Annotated in this window: 17 protein-coding genes; 5 read left to right on the forward strand and 12 right to left on the reverse strand. The window is 31.1% G+C overall.

Translation table 11 applies throughout. The features are described 5' to 3' along the window. Positions 1 to 10: 10 nt before the first annotated feature. The gene (locus N7277_RS11805) at positions 11 to 1,744 is read right to left on the reverse strand and encodes a helix-turn-helix domain-containing protein (protein ID WP_274779729.1); all 1,734 of its coding nucleotides are present in this window, start codon (positions 1,742 to 1,744) and stop codon (positions 11 to 13) included. A gap of 368 nt (positions 1,745 to 2,112) precedes the next feature. Between N7277_RS11805 and N7277_RS11810 the strand changes: the two genes are divergently transcribed. From N7277_RS11810 to N7277_RS11825, 4 genes are all read left to right on the forward strand, one after another. Further along, the gene (locus N7277_RS11810) at positions 2,113 to 2,250 is read left to right on the forward strand and encodes a hypothetical protein (protein WP_274779730.1); all 138 of its coding nucleotides are present in this window, start codon (positions 2,113 to 2,115) and stop codon (positions 2,248 to 2,250) included. A 38-nt stretch (positions 2,251 to 2,288) separates the two neighbouring features. Then, on the forward strand, positions 2,289 to 2,453 hold the full coding sequence (locus N7277_RS11815) for a hypothetical protein (protein ID WP_165785785.1): 165 nt from the start codon (positions 2,289 to 2,291) through the stop codon (positions 2,451 to 2,453). Positions 2,454 to 2,460: 7 nt separating this feature from the next. After that, positions 2,461 to 2,907, forward strand: coding sequence for a MauE/DoxX family redox-associated membrane protein (locus tag N7277_RS11820; RefSeq protein ID WP_342455284.1), 447 nt, complete (start codon positions 2,461 to 2,463; stop codon positions 2,905 to 2,907). Positions 2,908 to 3,174: 267 nt separating this feature from the next. Then, positions 3,175 to 3,405: a hypothetical protein gene (locus N7277_RS11825; RefSeq protein ID WP_274779732.1), complete on the forward strand. Its 231-nt coding sequence runs from the start codon at positions 3,175 to 3,177 to the stop codon at positions 3,403 to 3,405. A gap of 117 nt (positions 3,406 to 3,522) precedes the next feature. Here N7277_RS11825 and N7277_RS11830 read toward each other — a convergent pair whose 3' ends face one another. From N7277_RS11830 to N7277_RS11840, 3 genes are all read right to left on the reverse strand, one after another. Further along, on the reverse strand, positions 3,523 to 4,770 hold the full coding sequence (locus N7277_RS11830; RefSeq protein WP_446715113.1) for a RagB/SusD family nutrient uptake outer membrane protein: 1,248 nt from the start codon (positions 4,768 to 4,770) through the stop codon (positions 3,523 to 3,525). 138 nt (positions 4,771 to 4,908) lie between these two features. Beyond that, complete coding sequence (locus tag N7277_RS11835) at positions 4,909 to 8,106, reverse strand: SusC/RagA family TonB-linked outer membrane protein (protein ID WP_274779733.1); 3,198 nt, start codon at positions 8,104 to 8,106, stop codon at positions 4,909 to 4,911. Between the two features lie 69 nt (positions 8,107 to 8,175). Next, positions 8,176 to 9,465 (reverse strand): TlpA family protein disulfide reductase, encoded by a 1,290-nt coding sequence (locus N7277_RS11840; RefSeq protein ID WP_274779734.1) that lies wholly within the window; start codon positions 9,463 to 9,465, stop codon positions 8,176 to 8,178. A gap of 620 nt (positions 9,466 to 10,085) precedes the next feature. Between N7277_RS11840 and N7277_RS11845 the strand changes: the two genes are divergently transcribed. Continuing rightward, complete coding sequence (locus N7277_RS11845) at positions 10,086 to 10,370, forward strand: helix-turn-helix domain-containing protein (protein ID WP_274779735.1); 285 nt, start codon at positions 10,086 to 10,088, stop codon at positions 10,368 to 10,370. A 100-nt stretch (positions 10,371 to 10,470) separates the two neighbouring features. Here the strand turns inward: N7277_RS11845 and N7277_RS11850 are convergent, their stop codons facing one another. The 8 genes from N7277_RS11850 to N7277_RS11885 form a co-directional block, all read right to left on the reverse strand. Continuing rightward, positions 10,471 to 11,616, reverse strand: a complete 1,146-nt coding sequence (locus N7277_RS11850; protein ID WP_274779736.1) for a hypothetical protein — start codon at positions 11,614 to 11,616, stop codon at positions 10,471 to 10,473. Positions 11,617 to 12,036: 420 nt separating this feature from the next. After that, on the reverse strand, positions 12,037 to 12,888 hold the full coding sequence (locus tag N7277_RS11855) for an HNH endonuclease (protein ID WP_274779737.1): 852 nt from the start codon (positions 12,886 to 12,888) through the stop codon (positions 12,037 to 12,039). After that, positions 12,872 to 14,380 (reverse strand): AAA family ATPase, encoded by a 1,509-nt coding sequence (locus tag N7277_RS11860; RefSeq protein WP_274779738.1) that lies wholly within the window; start codon positions 14,378 to 14,380, stop codon positions 12,872 to 12,874. The genes N7277_RS11855 and N7277_RS11860 overlap by 17 nt, the downstream gene beginning before the upstream one ends. 206 nt (positions 14,381 to 14,586) lie before the next feature. After that, positions 14,587 to 16,896 (reverse strand): DEAD/DEAH box helicase, encoded by a 2,310-nt coding sequence (locus N7277_RS11865; RefSeq protein ID WP_274779739.1) that lies wholly within the window; start codon positions 16,894 to 16,896, stop codon positions 14,587 to 14,589. After that, the gene (locus N7277_RS11870) at positions 16,893 to 17,576 is read right to left on the reverse strand and encodes a hypothetical protein (RefSeq protein ID WP_274779740.1); all 684 of its coding nucleotides are present in this window, start codon (positions 17,574 to 17,576) and stop codon (positions 16,893 to 16,895) included. The genes N7277_RS11865 and N7277_RS11870 overlap by 4 nt, the downstream gene beginning before the upstream one ends. 538 nt (positions 17,577 to 18,114) lie before the next feature. Beyond that, positions 18,115 to 18,363 carry a hypothetical protein gene (locus tag N7277_RS11875; protein WP_274779741.1) on the reverse strand — a complete coding sequence of 83 codons (249 nt, stop codon included), beginning with the start codon at positions 18,361 to 18,363 and terminating at the stop codon, positions 18,115 to 18,117. Continuing rightward, positions 18,360 to 18,692, reverse strand: a complete 333-nt coding sequence (locus tag N7277_RS11880; RefSeq protein ID WP_274779742.1) for a DUF2752 domain-containing protein — start codon at positions 18,690 to 18,692, stop codon at positions 18,360 to 18,362. Before N7277_RS11880 ends, N7277_RS11875 begins: the two co-directional genes overlap by 4 nt. 223 nt (positions 18,693 to 18,915) lie before the next feature. Further along, a complete protein-coding gene (locus tag N7277_RS11885) occupies positions 18,916 to 21,777 on the reverse strand; it encodes a type I restriction endonuclease subunit R (RefSeq protein WP_274779743.1) in 2,862 nt (953 codons plus the stop codon). Between the last annotated feature and the right edge of the window lie 26 nt (positions 21,778 to 21,803).

Consider the following 21,803-nt stretch of genomic DNA (forward strand, 5'->3'; position numbering starts at 1 on the left):
TGGTAAAATTTCAGAATTCTTTCAATTCCTCTTTTCTCTTCCTGATAAAATCACCTGGTCTCATACCAGTAATTTCCATAAAATGTTTTGAAAAAATTTGTCTGTGTGACATTCCACATTCTTCAGCCAGACTATCAATGGAATAATTAAGGTATTTGTTGTTTTCCAATAGTAGGTTGGTAATGTATTTAATGCGTAAAATTTTTAAATACATTGTAAATGTCATCTGATAATGTTCATTGAGAACATATGATAAATGAGTCCGGTTACTTCCAATCATTTTAGCAACGGTTGAAAGCGTTAGGTTTTTCTTTAAAAACAGTTTTTCCTTTTCAAAAAGTTCCAGCTTAGCCTTGACATCATCAATAATTTCTTGACTGTATAAGTTTTTCTCTTTTAAAGAAACAATAGATGCATCTTTAAAAGTATCATTTTTCTCAGGGTTATTCAATTTTTTGAGTAATTCTCGATACTTGGAAGTAATTTCATTTTCTCTCTTTCTAGAATTTCTGAATTTCCAAATTGAAAAACTTAGTAATAAAAAGGCACTGGCCATTGAAAAATATAAAAACAAAAGACCGTTCTTATGTTGACTTTCCAATTGCTTCTTCTCTTTCAGTAATGTACTCGTGTCATATTCCCGGTGAATTTTTGACGATAGCAAAGCAAAATCAGCATTAATGATAGAATCTGCTTTTAACAGTTGATTGGTATAGTAGAGTTGTTTTTCTTTATTTTGGCTCTGTTTTGCATCCTTAATTAGATATTCATAACTTTCTCTTATCTCAGGAGTAATAAACCAAAATTTACGAACCAATGAATCTGTTTTATTTAGATACTTTAATGATTCTGTTCTATTTTCTCTCTGCCAGTACAACTTCCCCAAATAGAAATACACCGTATTCAATGATGCATCATCCTGATTATGACTTAAAATATCCTTTGCAAGTATAAAATGCTCTAATGCCTCTCCTGATCTTCCTTCTCTTAAGAGTTGAATGCCTTTACCTTTATGAAAATAACCATACTCTATGGAAAACTCATTTGTATCTTTTAGTCTTTCCAGCCCGATAGTAATCAGGGAGTCTTCTTTACGAAATAAACGCAAATTTCTATAACAGGTACTTAAGCGATAAATACTATTGAAATATCCAGATTCATTATTGAGTTTAAGATTCGGATGAGAGTTTTCTGATATTTTGCTCTCAAAATAATGAGCAGTATTTTCAAAATGTTTGGATGCTTCCTCGTAATACCCCAAATAGCTTTTAACCATCCCTAAATGATAAGTTATTTTATTTTTCAGATACTCATCTTTTGAATCTTCTGAAAATTTATATGCTTTGAGATATTGAACCAAAGCTGGTTTATACTGCCTTCGGTTATAATAGTAAATAATTCCTTTTCCAAGATAAGCTCTGGAAATCTGGTCTTTATCATTGTACTTTATAGCAGTGACAATACAACTGTCTGCAAAAGATAATTTCCGGTCAATATTTTTTGTATAATAAATTGCTTCCTCATACCCCTCAATCAATTTTTTTAAATTTTGTTCACTCTTTGCTTTATGAATATATCTATTAACAAAAACCATTGCCCTATCATCATTTTCTGGATAAGACTCAAATAAGCCATAAATTTTTTTGTAAGATTCTTTGTAATATTTCCCCTGTCGTTCCTGACCTTGTACCGAGAACAAAATCAAATTAAAAATAATCAATAATAATTTATTATTACGGAACATAATTTAAAAATAAGCTCAAATTTAATAAAAATCATCAATTAAATTATTTCTTTTAGCATTTACATGCAATCCTTTACACTACCAATTGATTTTCAATGCTGTAGTAGTTTTTTTTAATAGGATTAATGTATCAATTATTCCCAATGAATTGATACATCAGTCCCAATAAAGTTTTTTTCAGTCCTCAAACCCCTATAATTTAGCCATAAGAATTCTAATAAAATCCGGCCGGGATAACTTTTTAAAACCCTTAATTAAAAATTATGAAAAAGTATATCTCACTTTTAAGTATAGCATCTGCATTCCTTATGCAGTCATGTGAAAGATCCGATTCTGATGTAAAAATTACTCAACAAAGGAATCAAAATATGAAAACTTTGAGCCATAAAAAAACTGTTAAAATTGAAGAGACCAATGCTACCGCAACAAGCGAAACAGACACTAAGGATGATGAACCTAAAAGAGACAAACAGCATTGGAGAATTATAAAGGATACCATCTTATAATTTAAAGTAATCTTATTTAAACTTTAAAAGCAAATGGAATGGAAAAGCAAAAAGTAGTTCTAGTCACTGGAAAGAAATGTACTGTTAGTGGAGAATGGGAAGTTGAGGGCACAATTAGTACAGTTGTTTACATCTCAAAAGGAGAAACTATGCCTGCATATTGTGGAAAGAGTGTAAAATGGATTTTAATTAGAAAAGGATAATAAAGCGATGCATCACATAAAAGCAAATTTCAAAGCCTTCATTAGCTATTTTTTTATATTGTTGTTCTGCTATGCAGCAATCAGTAAAATAATGGATTTTGAAAAATTTCAGATTCAGATGAAAGATTCACCATTATTAAGTCCATTTTCAGAACTCCTACCACTTTTTATTATTGCAGTTGAACTTTTTTTGGTAGGATTGTTATGTTATCAGAAAACTCAAAATATAGGACTTTTAGGAAGTTTTATCTTAATGCTCATTTTCACAGTATATATTGGCATAATGCTCGTCACCTCTGAAAATCTTCCTTGTTCTTGTGGTGGAATTTTAGAAAAAATGACTTGGACTCAGCATTTTTATTTCAATATAGGATGTGCTGTTCTTGCTTTTCTTGCTTTAGTCTCTAATAAAAAATACAACAGGCCTGTTGATGGAGATAGAAACCATAGTTAACTGTGGAAGACTCGACTGAACGTTAGTTTTTTTGTTTAACCTTAAAATTAGACCGTCGAAAGCGGTTTAATCATCCGAGAATTTAAATGTATTTATTAACAACCATTTGTTTGAGAATACTAATTCTTAGACAGGTCTCTAAAGTTTTTAAGGGAATCTTTTTTGATGTATAAAAAGACCAGTATCATGAACATACCATCATTTTTAAAAAACAATGTTATAGGTATTGTAACCGTTTTATTTGCCCTCATCCTCATGTCTTTTAGTTTGTGGAAAGAGGACAATGCTTCTATTACTTATTTTTATAACAGCAATGATATTTCGGCAGGAGCTTTTGCTGAACCCTCTCATTGGCAAACCACGAATGCTTCGGCATGTGAAGAAGAAGGAGAAAGACCATGTAGTATTGTGGTCCCTGATGGACAGACCTTGAATGACGTCTTGTCTGGCAAGACCAATTCACAGGTGCTCTCTATGAGTCCGAACCGTAAACCATAGGATTTTATTCGGTGAAATCTTTTTTGATGCATCAAGGATGGCTGGTCTACGACCAGCCATTTTTTCTTTTATATTTTGTTTTTAAATTTTCTCTTTTTCCATGTTTACATCAATCTCTTATCTCGGGTTCTGAGGCATTCCTGTTAGGGCAATGATATCCTCGGGAATCGCGATGGCATAGCGAGGGTCATTAGGAGGCAATGTATAGGTTTGTCCATTTACGGTTCTGGTGAGGGTTATTTGGTCTCCATCTCTATTATATCTTTTGATATCCGCCCAACGGAGACCACGAAACAAAAGTTCTTTTTTTCTTTCTTCTTTTATTATTTGCAAAGCTGCTTCTTTTGTGGTAGAGGTAAAAGGAACAAAAGTTCCTGTTTTCCATCTTGTAATGAGCAGGCTATTGAGCATCTTCATTGCATTAGCAACATCATTGGTTTTGGCATAGGCTTCTGCAGCAATAAGGTATAACTCATCTGTAGTTATAGCAGTTAATTTTCCTGCAGACCCCCCCGTATAATTTCCTTTGAAGGTTACTTCACCGTTTGAGCTTAATCTAAAAAAGACAGCTTTTCTGAGGTCATTGACATGGTAGGACTGGTAAATGCTTACGGGTACTTTTGCCACTGCAAAGCGAACGGGCCCAGAGATGCGCATGGTAGCTCTGAGCAATACTTCTACATTCATGTTCTCTATAGGGTAAGATGCTGAAACATTAAGGTTATTAAAATTTAATAACGAGTTTTGTAAACTTAACGCCTCTAAACTATAGGATAAAGCCTTCTCATCATCTCCCATGAAGAGGTAGGTTCTTGCCAAAAACCCTAGTGCTGTAATTTTTGAAGGTCTGGTAGCCGCCACTTGTTTTACGGGAAGAAGCTTTACTGCTTCGTGCAGGTCTTTTAAAATTTGATCATAGGTCTGCTTTACCGAAGATCTGACGGAGGGGATGTTCATATCAGGATTAAGGCGAAGGGGCAAACCTAAGTCTTTGTCTGCTGTGGTTTTATTATAAGCAAGACACCAAATTTGAGCCGCGTCGAGATAACGAATTGCTCTTAATACTAAAGCCTGACCTCTCACATTCTCCGCACCCGCAATAGCATAGGTTTCTAAATTATTCAGTACAGCATTTGAAATATAGATACCACTGTAGGCATAAGCCCAATCATTCCCTACTCCCTGATTGGTAGAAACATTATCTTCTTGCCAAGTGTAGAGTCTTTTATCTTCTTGATATTCCATGGCGTTAAAATCCGCATCTGATAAATACATTTCGTCACTGGATGCCATTCCGCTAGAAGCAAAATTGGACAGCACATCCGTCAAACGGTCTAATAATGCCTGATTGTCTTCTAAGGTCATGGGAACAGCTAGATTGGAGTCTGACTTTTCCTCCAAAAAACGGTTACAACCCGTTAACAACATTACTGCTAACAAAAGCTTTGTTAATTTTATTATTGATTGTTTCATTTTATATTTTTTAGTTGTGAAATTATACGATTAGAAATTGGCACGTAGCCCAATGGAATATACTGGAGGAGATTTTAGTCCAGAGCTCTCGAAATTAAAATCTGGGTCTATACCACTTTTATTGGCTTTCCAGAGTATTCCTAGGTTGCTAATATTCATGAATATATTCAGATTTTCAAACACTTTTGATTTTCCTGAGCCTTGGTCTACCTGATAATTGAAGTTTATATATTGCAGGCGGATATGGTCTGCTTTTTCTACAAGCACACTTGAGCCATTGTAAAAAGCATCTCTATTGGAATTGCTCAAAAAGGTATTAGAAGGAACGTTGGTAAAAGTTTCATCTCCTGGCTTTTGCCATCTGTAGGCAAAATCGCTGTGTCCTAACCAACTGGTGTATAAACGAGTATAGTTTATAGAACTTCTTCTGAAGTAATAGCCGAGTTTATAACTCAATCCTATATCTAGACTCAATTTTTTGTAGTTCCATGAATTGATGAAAGAACCATATACAGTGGGAATTGCTGAACCAAAGTATTGCAAGTCATTTACTTTAGTTCCTGCTCCTACTAATAAAGCATAATCTTTGCTCACTGTTCCATTTATAATCCCCATGGGGTCCCCAGTATTAGGGTCTAGACCTGCCCATTTATAGGCAAATATAGAATAGACGGGTTTACCTACTACCCCACCAATGGGAACAGCGCTTCCGTTGCCTATAAACTGACTTGCTAAAGCATCTGCTAAGTAATATTGAGTTACCTTGTCGTGATAGGTACTGAAGTTCACTATGGTATTCCACTTTACCGTTTTATCTATGTTGAGCGTATTAAGTGATATATCTAAACCATTTCCTTTCATTTCTGCAACATTTGAAAGCATGTAGCCTATACCTGTAGTATAATCCATCTGTGCATTGCCAAAGAGATTGCTTCCTTTTTTGGTAAAGTATTCGATAGTACCAGAAATTCTATTATTTCGGGAAGAAAAATCCAAGGCTAGATTGATCATTCTAGAGGTTTCCCAACGGAGCTGAGGGTTGTAATAATTATCAAACCTTGCGGTAGATGTTCCTGTGTATCTAGAATTGTCTATATCATACGCAATGGTACTTACTGCTACCATAGAAGGGTCTATATTTCCGTTGAATCCATAAGAACCCCTAAGTTTTAGATTTGGGAGCCCCTCTATTTTATAAAAATTCTCTTTGGAGATTTCCCACAGTCCCCCTACCGACCAGAAGGGATTCCATTGGTTATTGGTGGTAAGTCCGAAAAGGTTGCTAGCATCTCTTCTGATACTTCCTGAAAGGGTATATTTGCTATTAAAGGTATAAGCAGCATTGGCAAAAAGAGAGACAAAACGAGTGGTTCGTTTCCCCTGAGATTGCAGTCTCTGTATAAATTCTGTTCCCCCGCTCGGAAGTAAAGGATATTGGTGGGTATAGTCTATCCCTGTTGAAAACATTCTGTTTTCATCATATCCGTAGGCGCGGTTAGCGCTATATGTTCTTACGGCATCACGACTTTCTGCCCCTGCGATTGTGGAGAGCTGATGCTTATCCCATTTACCCGAGTAGCTCAGTTGCCCTCTGAGATTATTGATGACCGTTACCCCATTTGAAATGTCTATTATCCCACCTTTTGGAACTATGAAAGTAACATTACCATTGGTCTCCAGCTGTGCAAATCTATTGATATAATTGCGTGCATAGTAACTTTCTGCGGTATGAAGATTGGTGGAGTTGTCATTCTGACGTTGATACTGGTATTTAATATCTGCTTCTAGTCCTTTTACAATTTTATAATTAACACTGGTGTTAATCATCACTTCAGAAACTTTTGTTTTTATTTGGTTAAATTTCCAATCGGTTAGAGGATAGTAATTCCAGTCGAGGAGTTTACCTGCTCCGAAGCTTTCTTTGTAGTTTTGGTCATAGTCTTTCACTACTACTAAGGGATTCCCGTAATCATCTGCCAATTGCATATAAGGAACAAAGGCATTTCTGCCCATTATGACTGCTCCATAAGCGGTTCTACCGTTCTGTGTAGCACTTTCTGTGTAGTATATTCCGCTTGATATTTGAAGTTTCTTAAGTGGCTTCCAGACATTTTGGAAACGGAGATTGGTTCTGTTGTATTTCTCGCCAAGGTTACCCGAATTATCATCATACCCGAATGAGGAAGTCCATGAGAAGTCTGGTGCACCACCTGTGAGCCCTAGATAATATTGTCTTTTTTCTGAGGGCATATACATGTATCTACTGAACTGTTCTTTCGCATTGATATTCTTAAGTTGCTCCAACTGAAAGTTGGCTTCTTCTGAAGAAATGAGTCCGTTTCTTGCTTTGTTTAATAGATTGACTACGGGGGATAAAACCGGATGCGAAGAGGAATTGATATCACTGTTGTAAAATCCTCTATTGAATAGTTCTCTTTCTACTTCAATAAAGTCTGCAGATGATATGGTTTTAAGATAATCGAAATCAGGTTTTGGGCTGTAGCTGGTATTCATTGTGAATTCCATTTTTATGGGCTGTTTGAATTTCCCAGTTTTGGTGGTAATAACGATTACACCGTTGGCTGCTCTTGCTCCCCAGATGCTTGCTGCGGCTGCATCTTTCAGTACGGTAATGCTTTCTACCATGTTGGGGTTGATATTGCTGATGTCTCCCTCATACGGAAAATCATCTACCACGATTAAAGGAGCGGTAGGCCCTTTGATGGTACTGAGCCCACGCACCATCAACTTAGGAGTTCCAGAGCTTCCTCGTTCTAAAATCATCCCACTCGCTACATTGGGCAGGCGGTCTAGAATGTTAGTGCTCACTTGTTGGTTCAAAAGTTTTTCATTGGCTAAGGTAAAGGAACCTGTGGCTCTTTCTTTAGGAATCTTCTGATAACCTGTTGATAAGTTGACTTCCTGAATTTCTTTGACCTTGTAAGTCATTACTATTTTCAAGGGAGATTTGAGTGGTAGGCTCAGTTCAAAAGTTTGAGTCTCGTACCCGCTATGGGAAACCGTTAGCGTGAGTTTTTTTTCCAAAATTTGGAAATCAAAAAGGCCGTTTTGGTCTGTGAGCACTGCTGTTTTGGTTTTGGTTGTGGTGATAACCGCTCCTTTTAGCGGAAGGGAATTTTCTTCTGTTATCACCTGTCCTAAAAGTCTGTTTTGTGCCATCATCTGTAGTGAACAGCACAAGAGTAAGGTGCCATAAAGTTTTTTCATAATCAAAATGTTTGGGTTTGAATTTTCATTGTTGTTGTAAAAAGATGACCTAGATAGAGGCCACTATGTTTACTTGTCTTTGATGATGAGCATATCTAGTTCCTGTTCCTCTTCTACCAAGTCTACATCATAGAGTAAAAGTTCTTTTCTGAGTGCGTTTAAATCCTCTATTTTTCCCATTTTCAAATCAATATTTGTTTTGTACCCTGTTTGGTCTACAATAGGATATGGAATAAAGGGCAAAGCATTTAGGTTATTGACCAACGCATATACAGAGGTATTCTGCAGGTCTGTTTTGGATACAGAAAATGAAAAGCGTGTGGTAGTGCTTTTGGTTTTGAGTTTATCCTGCGTAGAGGTTCTTTTCAGCACCAAACATTTTACTTTTCTTTTTTCTATGTCTGCGCTGTAGTCTGTGAACTGGCTCAGATTCTTTAGCATTAAAGGGTATAATGAATCTGCTTCTGATAGAGGAACAATGAATTCATAACTGTAGAGATTTGCTTCTACGATGTTTCCTTGTTCATCTTTAGGATTTTCTAGGGGCTTTGGATCTTTGACTTCTATGATTATTCGTTTTTCATTAAAGGCACGTTTTTGTTTCTGAAATATTTCATCTGTAATGGCAGAAAAAATCTCTAAGAGCGATAAATTGGTAAACTGTCTGCCATAGGCGGTTTGCCCAGAGCGGTGAAAGCCAGAGCCAAATCCCATTCCTCTTATTCTGCCTTTGGCTAAGAATGAATAAGAGAGCATGGAAATTCCTTTTTCTTGGTCAAAATCTTCTGAGAGCATTAGTGGCCTCTCTCTACCTCTTTGCACTACGGTTTGCAAAGAAGAGCTCTCCCCTCCTAATAGTTCTTTTATGGTTTTTTCTGTGACCTGAGCTCCATCGGTAGTATTGAGTAGTTTACCGTCTTTGATCCATGCGATATAGGGCACGCCTCTATGTGGGAACAGCTGATGGAAAATTTTATCTCCTGCTACTGAAACCACTTGTTTATAGCGCTGACCGTTTTTAGTGGCAAAGAATTTTTCTAGGGTTGGACGGTCTTGGTTGCTTACTGGAATGATTTTTATTTTGTCGCCAAATTGTTTTTGGAGTTCTTCCATTTTCGGAAAGTTTGCCAAGCAGCTGCTGCACCATGTGTTCCAAAAGTCAAGAAGAATGAGCTTGTCTTTATCCTGATTAAGGGTCATGGTTTTCTGTGGATGATTGACTATTTGTAAGGGAGTAGACCATATACTTTCTGGAAGCGCTTCTCCTATGGTAAGTGATTTATTCTGGGCTAAACCCGTGGTGAAAGCCAGAAAGGTTAAAAATAGGGACAAGAAAGCCCTGCAAAAAATATTTTTCATATTTTTGAATAGGTTTTTAATTAAGTTTAAAGACTGTAAATGCTCTTTCTGCGTGGTCGCCAAACTTTTGCGGAAAGGGCTTTTTTTAATTGAGTTTTTCTATGGTTTGTGGTTTTGTGGGCTGTCTGTTTCTTGGTTTTTAGGTTTTAGTTAACCTCTAAGAGAGGAAGAATACCAAAGGATAGCCTCCCTCTGCAAAGTGGTCTGGATTTAATATGAATGATGAAATGTCCCGTGAAAGCTAAAAAGCCGCAATGGTGCGCTGCCATTGTATCCGTCAATTTGATACTGTATTTTGAAAAGCAGCTTAGAAAAATGTAGATGATGCGGACGGCATAAAAGAAAACGGCATGGGACTCTACATTATCCGATTCGGGGTACTGGTATACCTTACATGCAGATAAGAGAGCCCACGCCTAGGTCGTGAGCTTTTTACTTATCCTCTCGCATGTTAAAAATTACCAGTTTTCGAATCGAGATTCTAAGCAATAGCTTCTAATATTTCGTTGAAGTATCGCAAAGTTACATTTTATATAACTTATTTGACAAATATAATAAAATTTTCCAACCTGTGACAAATATGTCAATGAAATCTTTGACAAATATGTCACTTTTATTTAATGAAATACATTGAAGACAAATATTTTATTGCATTAGCTAATCATATACAAGAAATACTTAAAGATAAAAATATTGATATAGCTGATTTAGCAGCTGCAGCTAATCTAGATAGAAGACAGATATATAGATTGTTAAATAAAGAGAATATCCCAAAATTATCAACATTAATACGTATATCTTTAGCTGCAGGAATTGAACCACAAGAACTTTTCGCTTTAAAATTTGACTTTGAAAATTATATGAGCGAAAATAATATACTCAAGGTTTCCAAAAAGAAAAAATAATCCCAAAGAGAGTTGGGACTTTTTGTTTGTAAACACTTGAAATAATTATTTTAAAAGAAATTAGATTTGTACAACAACGACCAATATTAGCTACTGTTTTTTATTTATAGCGATTATCAACTTTTTTTTCGCTTGTTTTCCGAAATGGGAAATCATCAGTTAATAGTTTTTCTAATTCTTCATCAAAACTCCAAACTTCATCTGCATACTGCCAAAAAAATTCATAATGTTCAGTCTTATCTTTATATACAACAACTCCAACGCATTTTGTAGCTTTCATGTTATATTTATGAGCCATTGTAAAATTATGTAATGCCGTCATTGCATGTTGTGATTTACTTGAATGTAACGGAATAAATACAAAAGCACAATCTGTCCTTTTTGTATAAATGCGATAAGGAATTATTACTTCAAAATTTTCACATTTTTCAATTGATAGTGATATTCTTTTTTTAAATTCGGTTAATTCAGTTCTGTTCAATTTTGCTATTTCTTTAATTATTGGATAATACTCAGTTTGGTGAGAAATCAATTTTATACTTTTATTAAAATTTTCAATAATTAGTGAAACATCAAATTCCGATTTCCTCTCATATTGATCTGTCAAATTCGATATATATTCTGAATTAAAATGATCTGCATTTGGTGTTTCAAAAAAATGTCCCAAAAGATATTGTTCGGGTAAATTATTAATCATTTTTTCGTTGTAATAATAAAAATCTTCCCTAAAATCTAAATATTCGAGTATTTCGACAGGAGTTATTAAATATTTGCAAATCCAATAATAATCTTCTGAATGAAAGAGATGAATTAAACCAATCTCAGTGCTATTATAAAACTTGAGTCTTCTTAAATCTTCTGGAAAATCATCATTTGGATGAAAAATTATTATTTTTTTTATATCAGAATTTTCACGAGCTTCTTTTATATTAAGTTTGTGCCCCTTTTCATTTTCAACTATTATTTCAGAAAATTCATCAAAATATTTTAAAGTATTTTTGATTTGTTTGACTGCTTTATTTTTAACCTTATTTTTATACCAAGACTCATTATTAATTGAGTTTTTTTCCATTTCCTTTATTTGATAAATAAATAAAATATCATCTAACCAGACAATATTATCAGCTAATTCTAATTCTTTATTTGTTATGGCATCTTTAAAATCATTATTGCTAAATGAAAATTCTTTAAAAAAAACATTTGAGTTTATTTCAGAAATTATATTTTCGGAATTAGTTTTAGGCATAATCTTGTATAAAATTAACGTTAAATCAAATATTTATGCAATATGAAACTAAATTATTGATTACTTAAAAACTATTCATTTTAAACAATTAAAAGTAATTAATTGGCTATCATTTGAGTTTTTGTTTATAAGTTTTTATCAAATTTAAATAAAAAAATAATATGAAATTAGAGGAACCATTTTTTAAATGAGGATTTGGGAGGTTAGTTTTCTGAACTAGTTAGAGGACCGTCAGCTTATGGAAAGCCATCTTATAGAGCCCTCTTCCTCCTCCCCCTATCAAAGGAGGAAAAAATTAGAATAAAAACTTCGAATTCTGAAGAATTCCAAGGGTGAGAAGTTGAAATTTATGTTTTTTTGAAGATTATTTTAGAAATATGAAAGTTGTTTGAAAAGTTACTAGTGTTTATGAGATCCTTTTCAAAGAAAGTAATCACTTCCATTACAACCTTGTAAGAACCAAGAATTTTCCTTTAGGCATGCATACATTATTGTTTGCCAATCAAGTACACCTACACTATTTAAACAACTATTATAAGTATCTTCAATTTGCTCTATTAATTGTATATTATCCCTATTTAATAGTTGTTTAAAATAAAATTGTCTAGTTCGCAATTCTCGGTTTGCTTCATTAGAAAATAGCTCGTTAATATTATATGTTTTAAAATGATTTACAGAACGGTTAAATTTATTATCATTCCAATGTGGTAATCTTTCTACTCTAAATTGAAAACTTAAAGGTTCTGTACACATCAATTCAGCTTTAATCCATGATTCATTTTCAATATTATCAAAGTAAGGGTGATAAGTTTGGGTATCATTATCTATTGGGTAGCTTATCTTTTTATCTGTATTGCAATCTCTACAACAAGGAACTAAATTACTAGGAACCACAGATAAATAAGGATACTCACTTTTTGGTAAAAAATGATCAACTGTCTTCACATTTTTTATTGTGCAATAAGGACAAATATTATTTGGGGCTGAAAGTAAAAGTGTATCATAAAATTTTCTAGCATTTTCTTTATTAAGCATTCTATATTTGTAGTATCTTATAAGGTCTCCTTTAGATAATGTAATAATATTTGGAATACCTCTTGGCATCTCAAATAGTGTATTATCTTGTACTTTTGAAATATATTGACCTTCAAGAAAAACTAGACTTGCTCTATTTGCAGTTATTTGGCCTTGAACATTACTTTGCGGATTATCACTAAAAAAAATATCTAGAATATCATTAATATTTTCTAGAGGCCTATTTATACTTTTCATTTATTTGTTTGTCAAAAAAAAGACTTCTTAAAATAGATTTCCCTTCTATCCCTAATTTACCATTAATACTACTCAAAGCTGATTCATAAGTAAAATTATCTTTCACAATTTCCTTAAGTAATTTATAAAACCCAGACTCTGTTACCTCTAATCCGAAGATTTCATTTGTTAATATCCCGATATTTTCACCAAACGTCTCCAGATTTGGCTTTTCAAATTTTGAAATATATCCCATCCGAGAAAGTTTGTATACGCATGAACTGGGTACCTCTTGCAATACAATAGGAGAATGACTTGTCATAATACATACTGCATTTCTATTTATAAGTAATTTTGAAATTGCTCTTATAAATGATGATAATAGCGGTGGGTGTAAATGAGTCTCAGGCTCATCAAAAAATATTAAGCTCTTCTCTTGAAGTAATTCTACAAGTTTAGTTATTGTTAGCAGTATAATTTTATGTCCTGAACTTAATTTTTTAAATTTTTGCTCTAATTTTTCCTTACTATTAGCATTATATGATTTCTCAATATATTCTATAAAATTTTCACTTTTGAAGAGAGAGTCACTTTCAAGTTCCCTAATTATAGTTTTCCATCTTCCAAATTTTTGAGAGCTTATTATAAGTCCAATGCTTGACGTGAAGTCATCAGCAAAATCATTCAATGTATTGTCACTTTTTGAATTATTATTTTTAAGTCCTATATAATGATATTTTATATTTGGATTTTCATTTTTTTGATGGAAACCATATTCGTCAAATGCACTGAATGTCACACAAATTAAATTAGAGAAGGTATCATTTTCATACTGCGTATTGAATATAAATTCACCAACACTATTATGCTTATTTAAGACACTATCAATCATTCCATTTAATAAATAAGACTTCCCCACACCATTACTTCCTATTATCACTTGAATATTTGATGGTGGATATTCATTAGCAAAAACACTGAATTTTATTTTATTTTCTTTCTCATTTGATAGTAAATATTCAAAACTATAATTAGTAAGTCTTGCTCCACCATGAGCAATTCTGTTAAATTGGTTTATTACAGTCTTATAAGAAATATCACGCAGTAATGAATATTTGGTTACTTCTTCATCAATAACTTCATTTAATAAGCTTGTATCAAAAGCAACATCATTTAAACCTTTGAGTACAAAGTCTCTTACTTCATCAGATATTCCCCCAAGAGTTTCATAATATGAATCTTCTGTACCAAGAGAAAAAAAAATATCATCAAGTTTTTCAAAAACATCACCAATTTTTAATAATTTTTCATCTGGACCTTCTTTCTGCCCCCTATGAGCTATTCTTACTGCACCAATTTCACAATCAATTCCTTCTGAATTAACATAATTTATTCCAAATAATGTATAGTATGAAAAATCATTCCAATTATCCCAAATTAGTAAAATGGTATTTTTAGTTTCCGGAGGAAAATCTCCAAATTTATTTGTAACTAGAAATTTGTAATCAATCATTTATTATAAATTTTCACTTTTCTAATTTATTGCACCTTTCTATCAATTATTTAAGCTAATTTTTGGGTGGTTGTTAACATTACTTTCAATTTCGTCCTAACTTTATTATAAAGCATTTACTAAATTAAGAAAAAAAGAAATATAAATGGATTATGTGTATTAGAATTACTAAATTTACTACTTAAGCTCTTTTACTCAAATCTTAGTTATGAAAAATTTATATAACGTTTTATAGCGCTTAATTGGTTTTCTTTTAATTCATAAATTGATTTTTTTACAACAATTTCTTCTTCTGAAATGAACAAAATATATTCATCTAAGACTTCAATATCTTCAAATGTTAAACCATATCTAAGCATCAGAATATGTCTTTCATTTTCGGTTCCATATTTAATAAATTTTGAAAGTTTAATGGCTCTTAGATCATTGGTTTTCTCATAGTATTTGATTAGGCTAGCATAAAAAACATCAATAAGTTTAAACCCTATCAATTTATCAATAAAATCATAAGTATCACTAATAATGAAGTCATAATCTACATTTTTAGCTAGAACACCATTTAATGCATTATAAGGGTTTAAATTCTTATTTGGTATTTCAGAATACTCAGTATAAAATTTAGCTTGAAGATTATTTAATAAATCTGGAAAGCTTTTATTTGCTCTTCTGTAATTTGAATGACTAGCATAACTGTATCTATACCAACAAATATTTTTAAAAGTTTTACCATGCACTTTCCAAAGAATAATTTTTATGGCAGTATTGAAGACATTTTGTTCCCCATGATTCAAATCTCTACCTAGGTACTTTGAATAAATTTTCTCAAAGTTTTCGTATAAGTCTAACTTTTCGTTTTCATCTTCATTTAAAGTCTCAAGTGAAATAATTTTATCATTTTCAAATATGATATTTAATAGGTTATGAATTATTCCAAAAACTTCATCAGTACTTAGCTTTGAAACCTGATTTTCTGTAAGATTTAATTCATCGTCAAATGAGTCATTTAGTATTGCATTTTTAAAATCATTATATTCTTCATCTTTTTCTTCTTCATCAATTTCCAATAATGATTTTTCTGATAATTTTTCATCTTTTACCATTATTTTTCTAAAATTACTCATGTTTTTGACTACTATAAATCCATAATCGAATTTATACTCTGCAGTAGAACGACCTGCTCTGCCAATTAAATTTTTAACTGATAATGGTTTTGTACCATCAAGCCTATTCAGATATACTAAATCAAAAGGCATATTAACACCTTGCTCTAATGTTGATGTTGCAAAGCAAATTTTACAGTATCCTTTATTGGTATACTTTTCAAGTATACTTCTGATTTTTAAAGGAAGAGAGCCATGATGTATAACTATCCCTTTTTTTAGATAACTAATTAATTTAGAATAGTAATCCTTATTTTTATCTGTACTTCCGCCAGTATATTCAATTAGTTCATTCAAATATTCGTAAATTTCTTCCTCCTGATAATTAGTACAAAGATTTATATATTCTTGAAAATCTTCAAAAACCTTGTTATTTTTTATTGACGCTTTTGAAACATAAAAAAGTACAGAACCATTATTTTTTAATACATTTTTTATTGGATCAAAACTAGAATTTATTTTAATATTTCCCATTAAACCTTTATCAATACCAAAATGATAAAAATTTGAATCTGATTTGTCATGATGAAAAAAGACTTGACCTACATTTTTTTGGCTAAACTGTTTATAATTTTTTTCATCAAACTCAAAATGATTTTTTATTAATTGAGCATCTGGATTTTTAACAAATGGATGAGCAAAAACAAAAGTTGCTTCAGGATAATTTTTGTAACACCTTCTAACAATTCCATCGAATAAAATCCCTCTTGTAGATTCTTCATTAGATAATTGTGCTTCATCAAATAAAAAAAGATCAATTTGAAATTGTTCTTTTAGTTTGAAGAGCTCTCTACATCTTTCAGGTGTGACTATAAATACATTTCTTGTGGCTTTTTTTGTGTTGATTTTGTCAATAAATGGTAAAATATTAATGGATGTATCTTCAATTGCGATTTCTAGTTTCAAGAGATATTCATTTATTAATGCTCTTGACGGGACAATTATCACAACATCATTTTGAGACTCTTTGATTTTTTTAAGAAAAACAAAAGACTTTCCAGTACTAGTAGGAGCAGAAAAACTATAACATTTTTTATTTTCAATTTTGTGTAATATTTGAGATTGAACAGGGGTGTAATATTCATTGAAAACATCCTTTATATATTTTCTGTATTGTCCAAATATTAGTTCTTCTAAGGTAGTTGATTTGAAATTTTTTTTGTAAAAAATACCCATAAAGTTTAACACCTTATCTAGATTTTCATCAAAAAATTCTTTGTTATAGATACTGATATATGTCAATATTTCTAAATCAGAAATTTCTATTGGACCTTTTCTATATATATTATTTATCGCATAGGAAAAAATCTCGGGTATATTTTCATTATTAATAATTTTAGAAATTAAATTTTTCATATATTAACAGCTATTAGTATGACTTCTTTAAATTTAATTAGCTCTTTATAATATTGGTTTAGTTTTATGATTTTTATGAAATTTTCAGTTGTTGTTGTTTTTGCAGAAAATGCTACAATAAAACCAATTTCATCTTTTTTGCAATTAGACAAGGAATCTTTACAGAAAAAATCTTTAATATCGGCAATCTCTGTGATATGTTGTTTTTGTATATAAAAATTATATGATTGTTTTAATGCGCTCAGATGTCCACTTTGCTTAGCTATATATTTAGCTTCTCCAAAAAGAATATTTTTATTAGAATTTACAGTGTAAAAATCAAATCCAGGATTACCTACTGCTTGTTTTTTGAATAAATCTGCAATTGGAATATCTAGATAAGAATATGTATCAACCACAGAATTTCGTGCTAACTCTGAAACAACATATTCGCCAGAGTTTCTTGTTATGGTTGAGTCATTTTGTTTGATAATATTAGTAGCTATATGTTTAATACTCTGTTCACATCTCAATTTATAACTATAAGTTAGATAATCTTCATCAAATTTACTCAACCAACTCAAATCCATTAACGAATCAAGAACATTTTTCAACGTTAGTTTTATATCTATTGGATTGATTCTCAGAAATTTCACATGAGGTTCTATTGTATAATCATCAATGATTGAGTATCCTTTCATTATTTAATTTGTTTAAAGAAACTTCTTACTACTAGCACTGAATAAACAACGATTAATTATAAAAACTAATTCAGTTGTATGTTATTGTAGGTATTGTTTCGGATATTGATTTTCAGTTTATTAGTTTAAAACAAATTTAAATAAAAAAATGAAATAAAAATTAGGTAATGGCGTAAAATTTAAAATGAAACTTCGGCTGTACTAATCCATAAATTCTTGACAGGATCTACCAAAAGGAGTGATAATGGATTTAGAGTTAAAGGAAATAGTTATTGCGAGATGAACTGATAAAGATTCATCCTTGTATTGACTATGGCGAATAAATTCATCATGATTTTTTTTATAACATTAGAACTAAAAGCCACTAATTATTGACCATTCAAATAAACTTTGAGAGTAAAAAAGTAGTATATTAGATTATTGAGATCGCGAAAAAAAACAATAAACCTCTTTAAAATTACTTTAAAGAGGTTATTTATGAAAATTATTTTAAAAAAAATGATTTCATAATAATTTGCAAAGTCATTATTCGGCGAAATTATACAACCCCACCACCTAACATCAATCTCACCAAACCAAAAATCATAGCAATAGCACACATAGCAATTCCTGCTTTTGCATTCCCTTTGGGCTCATTGTCATTTCTTGTATATGCTAAAATACTAATAATTAGTCCTAAAATAGCAAAAGGAATATTAATCCAATTAAACGCTCCAAGGCACGGAATGAATCCTAAAAACATTCCGAAAATAGATAAAATTCCCATAATTAAACTTGCTGTTTTCATAATTTCTTTGATTTTTTTATTAAGTATATTATAAAGATTAAAATATTTGTTAGAAGAGTAGTAAATAAAAAAACACTTAATTTATTTAATTCATATGCTTTTTTAAATTCAAGTTTTCCTATAGTTAAAAATGCTCTTGTACTTCCACACAAAAAGCATTCTTTTCCGACTTTTTTACTTTCACAAATTGGAATGTTTGAAGTTATGAAATTTGGTGATGCAAAAAGGCTTATAATTATGATAAAAAAGGACAAAGACACAGTTAAAATCCAAATTATTTTTAATGCTTTCTTTAACTCTTTATTATCTTTTAGGAAATTAAATATCATTTTTAAACTGTTTGTACATAACAATAAATGAAATTCATAACTAGAATAATTACAATACATTAATTGTAGTGGTTTGTTTCGGATATTGAGTTTCAATCTATTAGTTTAAAACAAATATAATAAAAATAAATAAATTCAAAATAGTGAAATTATTAAAATTATTATCTTTTGATAACTTATCAATTAAAAAAATTCTAACTTTAATTGATTTATAAAAAATAAACTATTCTATCCCATCCATAAAAGTCTGAACAAAATCTTGAATTTTACCAAGTATCCTTCTAGCTATTGTACCTCTATCAGTAAGTTTAGGCTTAAACTCTAACAATTGTAAGACCTCTGAAATTTTAGGAGTTTTTTCTGAGAAAAGATATTCACTTATGGTATTCTGAAATTGTTCTTTATTTAGATTTTCTTCTTGTGCAATTATTTCGAAAGCTTTTTCTCTTTCATTATTCCAAAAGCTATCAAAGTGTTCTTTTACTAATTCAGGGTCAGATATGTGAGGAAGATTCTCTAGAATAAATTTTTCTATTAATTCTTTTTTACTTCTCAACTGAACATTTCCAGCGATAAGATCACTAATTTCTTTTTGTTTTTGTGTTAATTTATCACCTTTAAGATTTTTCTCTTTAAGCTGAGTTAATAGTGTTAGAATGTAAGATACATTAATCTCATCTTTATGGATAAGTTCAAGTTCAAAATCAACATCATCTAAAACACTAACTTTCTCTTTAGGTTGATGTTTATATTTTTGCCAAATATCCAAGTATTTACTTTTATAACCATCAAAATCCCATTCAGTAAGTTCTAGTTTTTCAAAACTAAAGTCTGAGAATGATTTTAAAACATTAAGAATACGCATAAGATCTCTAAATGCTTTGATGAATTCAAATTCTTGTTGTTCACTAATTAAATCATCAACGCTTTGGTAAGTAGGAGTTATAGATTTCAACTTATTTAAAGCATCATTAAAGCTATCAATATAATTTTCTATGGGATGAATAATAATTTCTTGAACAGCTTCTTTATTAGAGAACAATGTAACAGCGTCATCAGTTGCAGATTTTAGATTTCTGAAGCATACAATATTACCATGAGATTTTTTTTCATTTAAAATTCTATTAGTTCTTGAAAACGCCTGAATTAAACCATGATACTTCAAATTTTTATCTACAAAAAGAGTATTAAGTTGTGGGCTATCGAATCCTGTTAGAAACATATTTACAACAAGAATTAAATCCAATTCTTTGCTTCTTACCCTTTTGGCAACATCATTATAATAGTTGTAAAAACTCTGACTATCTCTGGTAGTAAAATTAGTACCAAACATATCATTGTAATGACCAATGTATTTTTCTAAAGCATCTCTAGAATGTAAATATCGGCTTCCTAAAATGTTTTTTACCTCATTCTCTATTCCAAATAGGATTTCTTCTTCAATAATCCCATTAGCACTTCTATCATCTTCATTTACACCATAACTATATATAGTTGCGACTCTTAATTGATGTTTTCCTTCTTGTTTTTTCTGATAAAATAAGTCATAATATTTTTGCAACACCTCTATTCCACTAACACAAAACATTGCATTAAATGTTTTATCATGGGTTTTACGATTATACTCAGAAATAATATAGTCCGTTACCTTATTTAGTCTTGATTCACTTTCAAGTAACTCTTTAGTATCAATATCTTCCACATCAATATCAATATGAGTATTGCTTCCCTCCTTCTCTTTATATCTTCCCACATACTCAACTGAAAACCTCAACACATTTTCATCTTTTATTGCATCAGTAATTACATATTTATGAAGACAATCACCGAATAGTCTATTAGTTGTTGCTGGTTGTCCCTCCACTCTACCTATAGAATTCACTTCAGAGATAGGCGTTCCAGTAAAACCAATCATTTGAGCTTTTTGGAAATATTTTTTAATATTTTGATGAGTTTCACCAAACTGACTTCTATGGCACTCATCAAAAATAAAAACAACTTTTTTATTTCTTAGTTGATTTATTTTATTACCATGCTTTTCTTTAGTAATTGCAGTATTAAGTTTCTGCAAAGTAGTAACAATGAGTTTAGTATTATCAGAAAGCTGCTTTACAAGATGCTTAGTATTTTCTGTAGCATCTACACTTCCTTTCTCGAAAGCATCAAACTCTTTTTGAGTTTGATAATCCAAGTCTTTTCTATCAACAACAAATACCACCTTTTCAACTTCAGGAATTTCCTTAATAATTTGAGAAGCTTTAAAAGAAGTCAAAGTTTTACCAGATCCAGTTGTATGCCAAATAAAACCATTATTATTGGTATTTCTTACTTTGTCTACAATACGTTCCACCGCATAATATTGATATGGACGGAGCACCATCAATATTTTATAAGTTTGGTTAAGAACTATATATTTTGTAATCATTTTAGCTACCTGACAAGGCTCTAAAAAGGCTTGAGTAAAATCATCTAATTGTTTGATGTTATTATTCTCCTCATCTGACCAAAAAAATGTCTGCTTAAAACTTTGATGGGAATTATTAGAATAGTACTTAGTATTAACACCATTACTAATAATAAACAATTGGACATAATTGAACAATCCTTTACCAGAACCAAAAGAGTGTTTTTGATAACGATTAACTTGATTAAAAGCTTCCTTCATTTCCAAGCCCCGTCTTTTAAGCTCTATCTGAACAAGCGGAAGTCCATTAATTAGAAGAGTAACATCATATCTATTTTTATAATCACCTCCTTGAGTAACTTGATGAGTAACCTGAAACTGATTTTGACACCAATGATCTTGATTAATGAATTCAATCCATTCGGGGCTACCATCATCTTTTAAATATTGAAACTTATCTCTAAGAATTTTAGCTTTTTCAAATACATTTCCTTTTGCGAGATGATTTAATATTTTTTCAAATTCTTTTTCAGAAAATGTTTTTTTGTTATGAATTTCAAGTTGAATTTTTAGATTTTTAATTAAATCCTCTTCATTTTTAATGATCACTTTTTTGTGTCCTAATTCTTGAAGTTGTGCAACTAACTTTTCTTCTAAAATATATTCTGGTTGACTGGTCATTTTGTTTTATTTGTTTTTAATTAAAA

This window comes from Cloacibacterium sp. TD35 (genome assembly GCF_028864635.1).
Classification (GTDB): Bacteria; Bacteroidota; Bacteroidia; order Flavobacteriales; family Weeksellaceae; genus Cloacibacterium.

Excerpts from the sequence above, each read along its gene's own strand:
- N7277_RS11885 (WP_274779743.1), bottom strand. The coding sequence starts at position 21,777 with ATGACCAGTCAACCAGAATATATTTTAGAAGAAAAGTTAGTTGCACAA.
- N7277_RS11880 (WP_274779742.1), bottom strand. The coding sequence starts at position 18,692 with ATGATATTTAATTTCCTAAAAGATAATAAAGAGTTAAAGAAAGCATTA.
- N7277_RS11865 (WP_274779739.1), bottom strand. The coding sequence starts at position 16,896 with ATGAAAAATTTAATTTCTAAAATTATTAATAATGAAAATATACCCGAG.
- N7277_RS11875 (WP_274779741.1), bottom strand. The coding sequence starts at position 18,363 with ATGAAAACAGCAAGTTTAATTATGGGAATTTTATCTATTTTCGGAATG.
- N7277_RS11845 (WP_274779735.1), top strand. The coding sequence starts at position 10,086 with ATGAAATACATTGAAGACAAATATTTTATTGCATTAGCTAATCATATA.
- N7277_RS11870 (WP_274779740.1), bottom strand. The coding sequence starts at position 17,576 with ATGAAAGGATACTCAATCATTGATGATTATACAATAGAACCTCATGTG.
- N7277_RS11835 (WP_274779733.1), bottom strand. The coding sequence starts at position 8,106 with ATGAAAAAACTTTATGGCACCTTACTCTTGTGCTGTTCACTACAGATG.
- N7277_RS11820 (WP_342455284.1), top strand. The coding sequence starts at position 2,461 with ATGCATCACATAAAAGCAAATTTCAAAGCCTTCATTAGCTATTTTTTT.
- N7277_RS11810 (WP_274779730.1), top strand. The coding sequence starts at position 2,113 with ATGAAAACTTTGAGCCATAAAAAAACTGTTAAAATTGAAGAGACCAAT.
- N7277_RS11860 (WP_274779738.1), bottom strand. The coding sequence starts at position 14,380 with ATGATTGATTACAAATTTCTAGTTACAAATAAATTTGGAGATTTTCCT.
- N7277_RS11850 (WP_274779736.1), bottom strand. The coding sequence starts at position 11,616 with ATGCCTAAAACTAATTCCGAAAATATAATTTCTGAAATAAACTCAAAT.
- N7277_RS11855 (WP_274779737.1), bottom strand. The coding sequence starts at position 12,888 with ATGAAAAGTATAAATAGGCCTCTAGAAAATATTAATGATATTCTAGAT.
- N7277_RS11805 (WP_274779729.1), bottom strand. The coding sequence starts at position 1,744 with ATGTTCCGTAATAATAAATTATTATTGATTATTTTTAATTTGATTTTG.
- N7277_RS11830 (WP_446715113.1), bottom strand. The coding sequence starts at position 4,770 with ATGACCTTAGAAGACAATCAGGCATTATTAGACCGTTTGACGGATGTG.
- N7277_RS11815 (WP_165785785.1), top strand. The coding sequence starts at position 2,289 with ATGGAAAAGCAAAAAGTAGTTCTAGTCACTGGAAAGAAATGTACTGTT.
- N7277_RS11840 (WP_274779734.1), bottom strand. The coding sequence starts at position 9,465 with ATGAAAAATATTTTTTGCAGGGCTTTCTTGTCCCTATTTTTAACCTTT.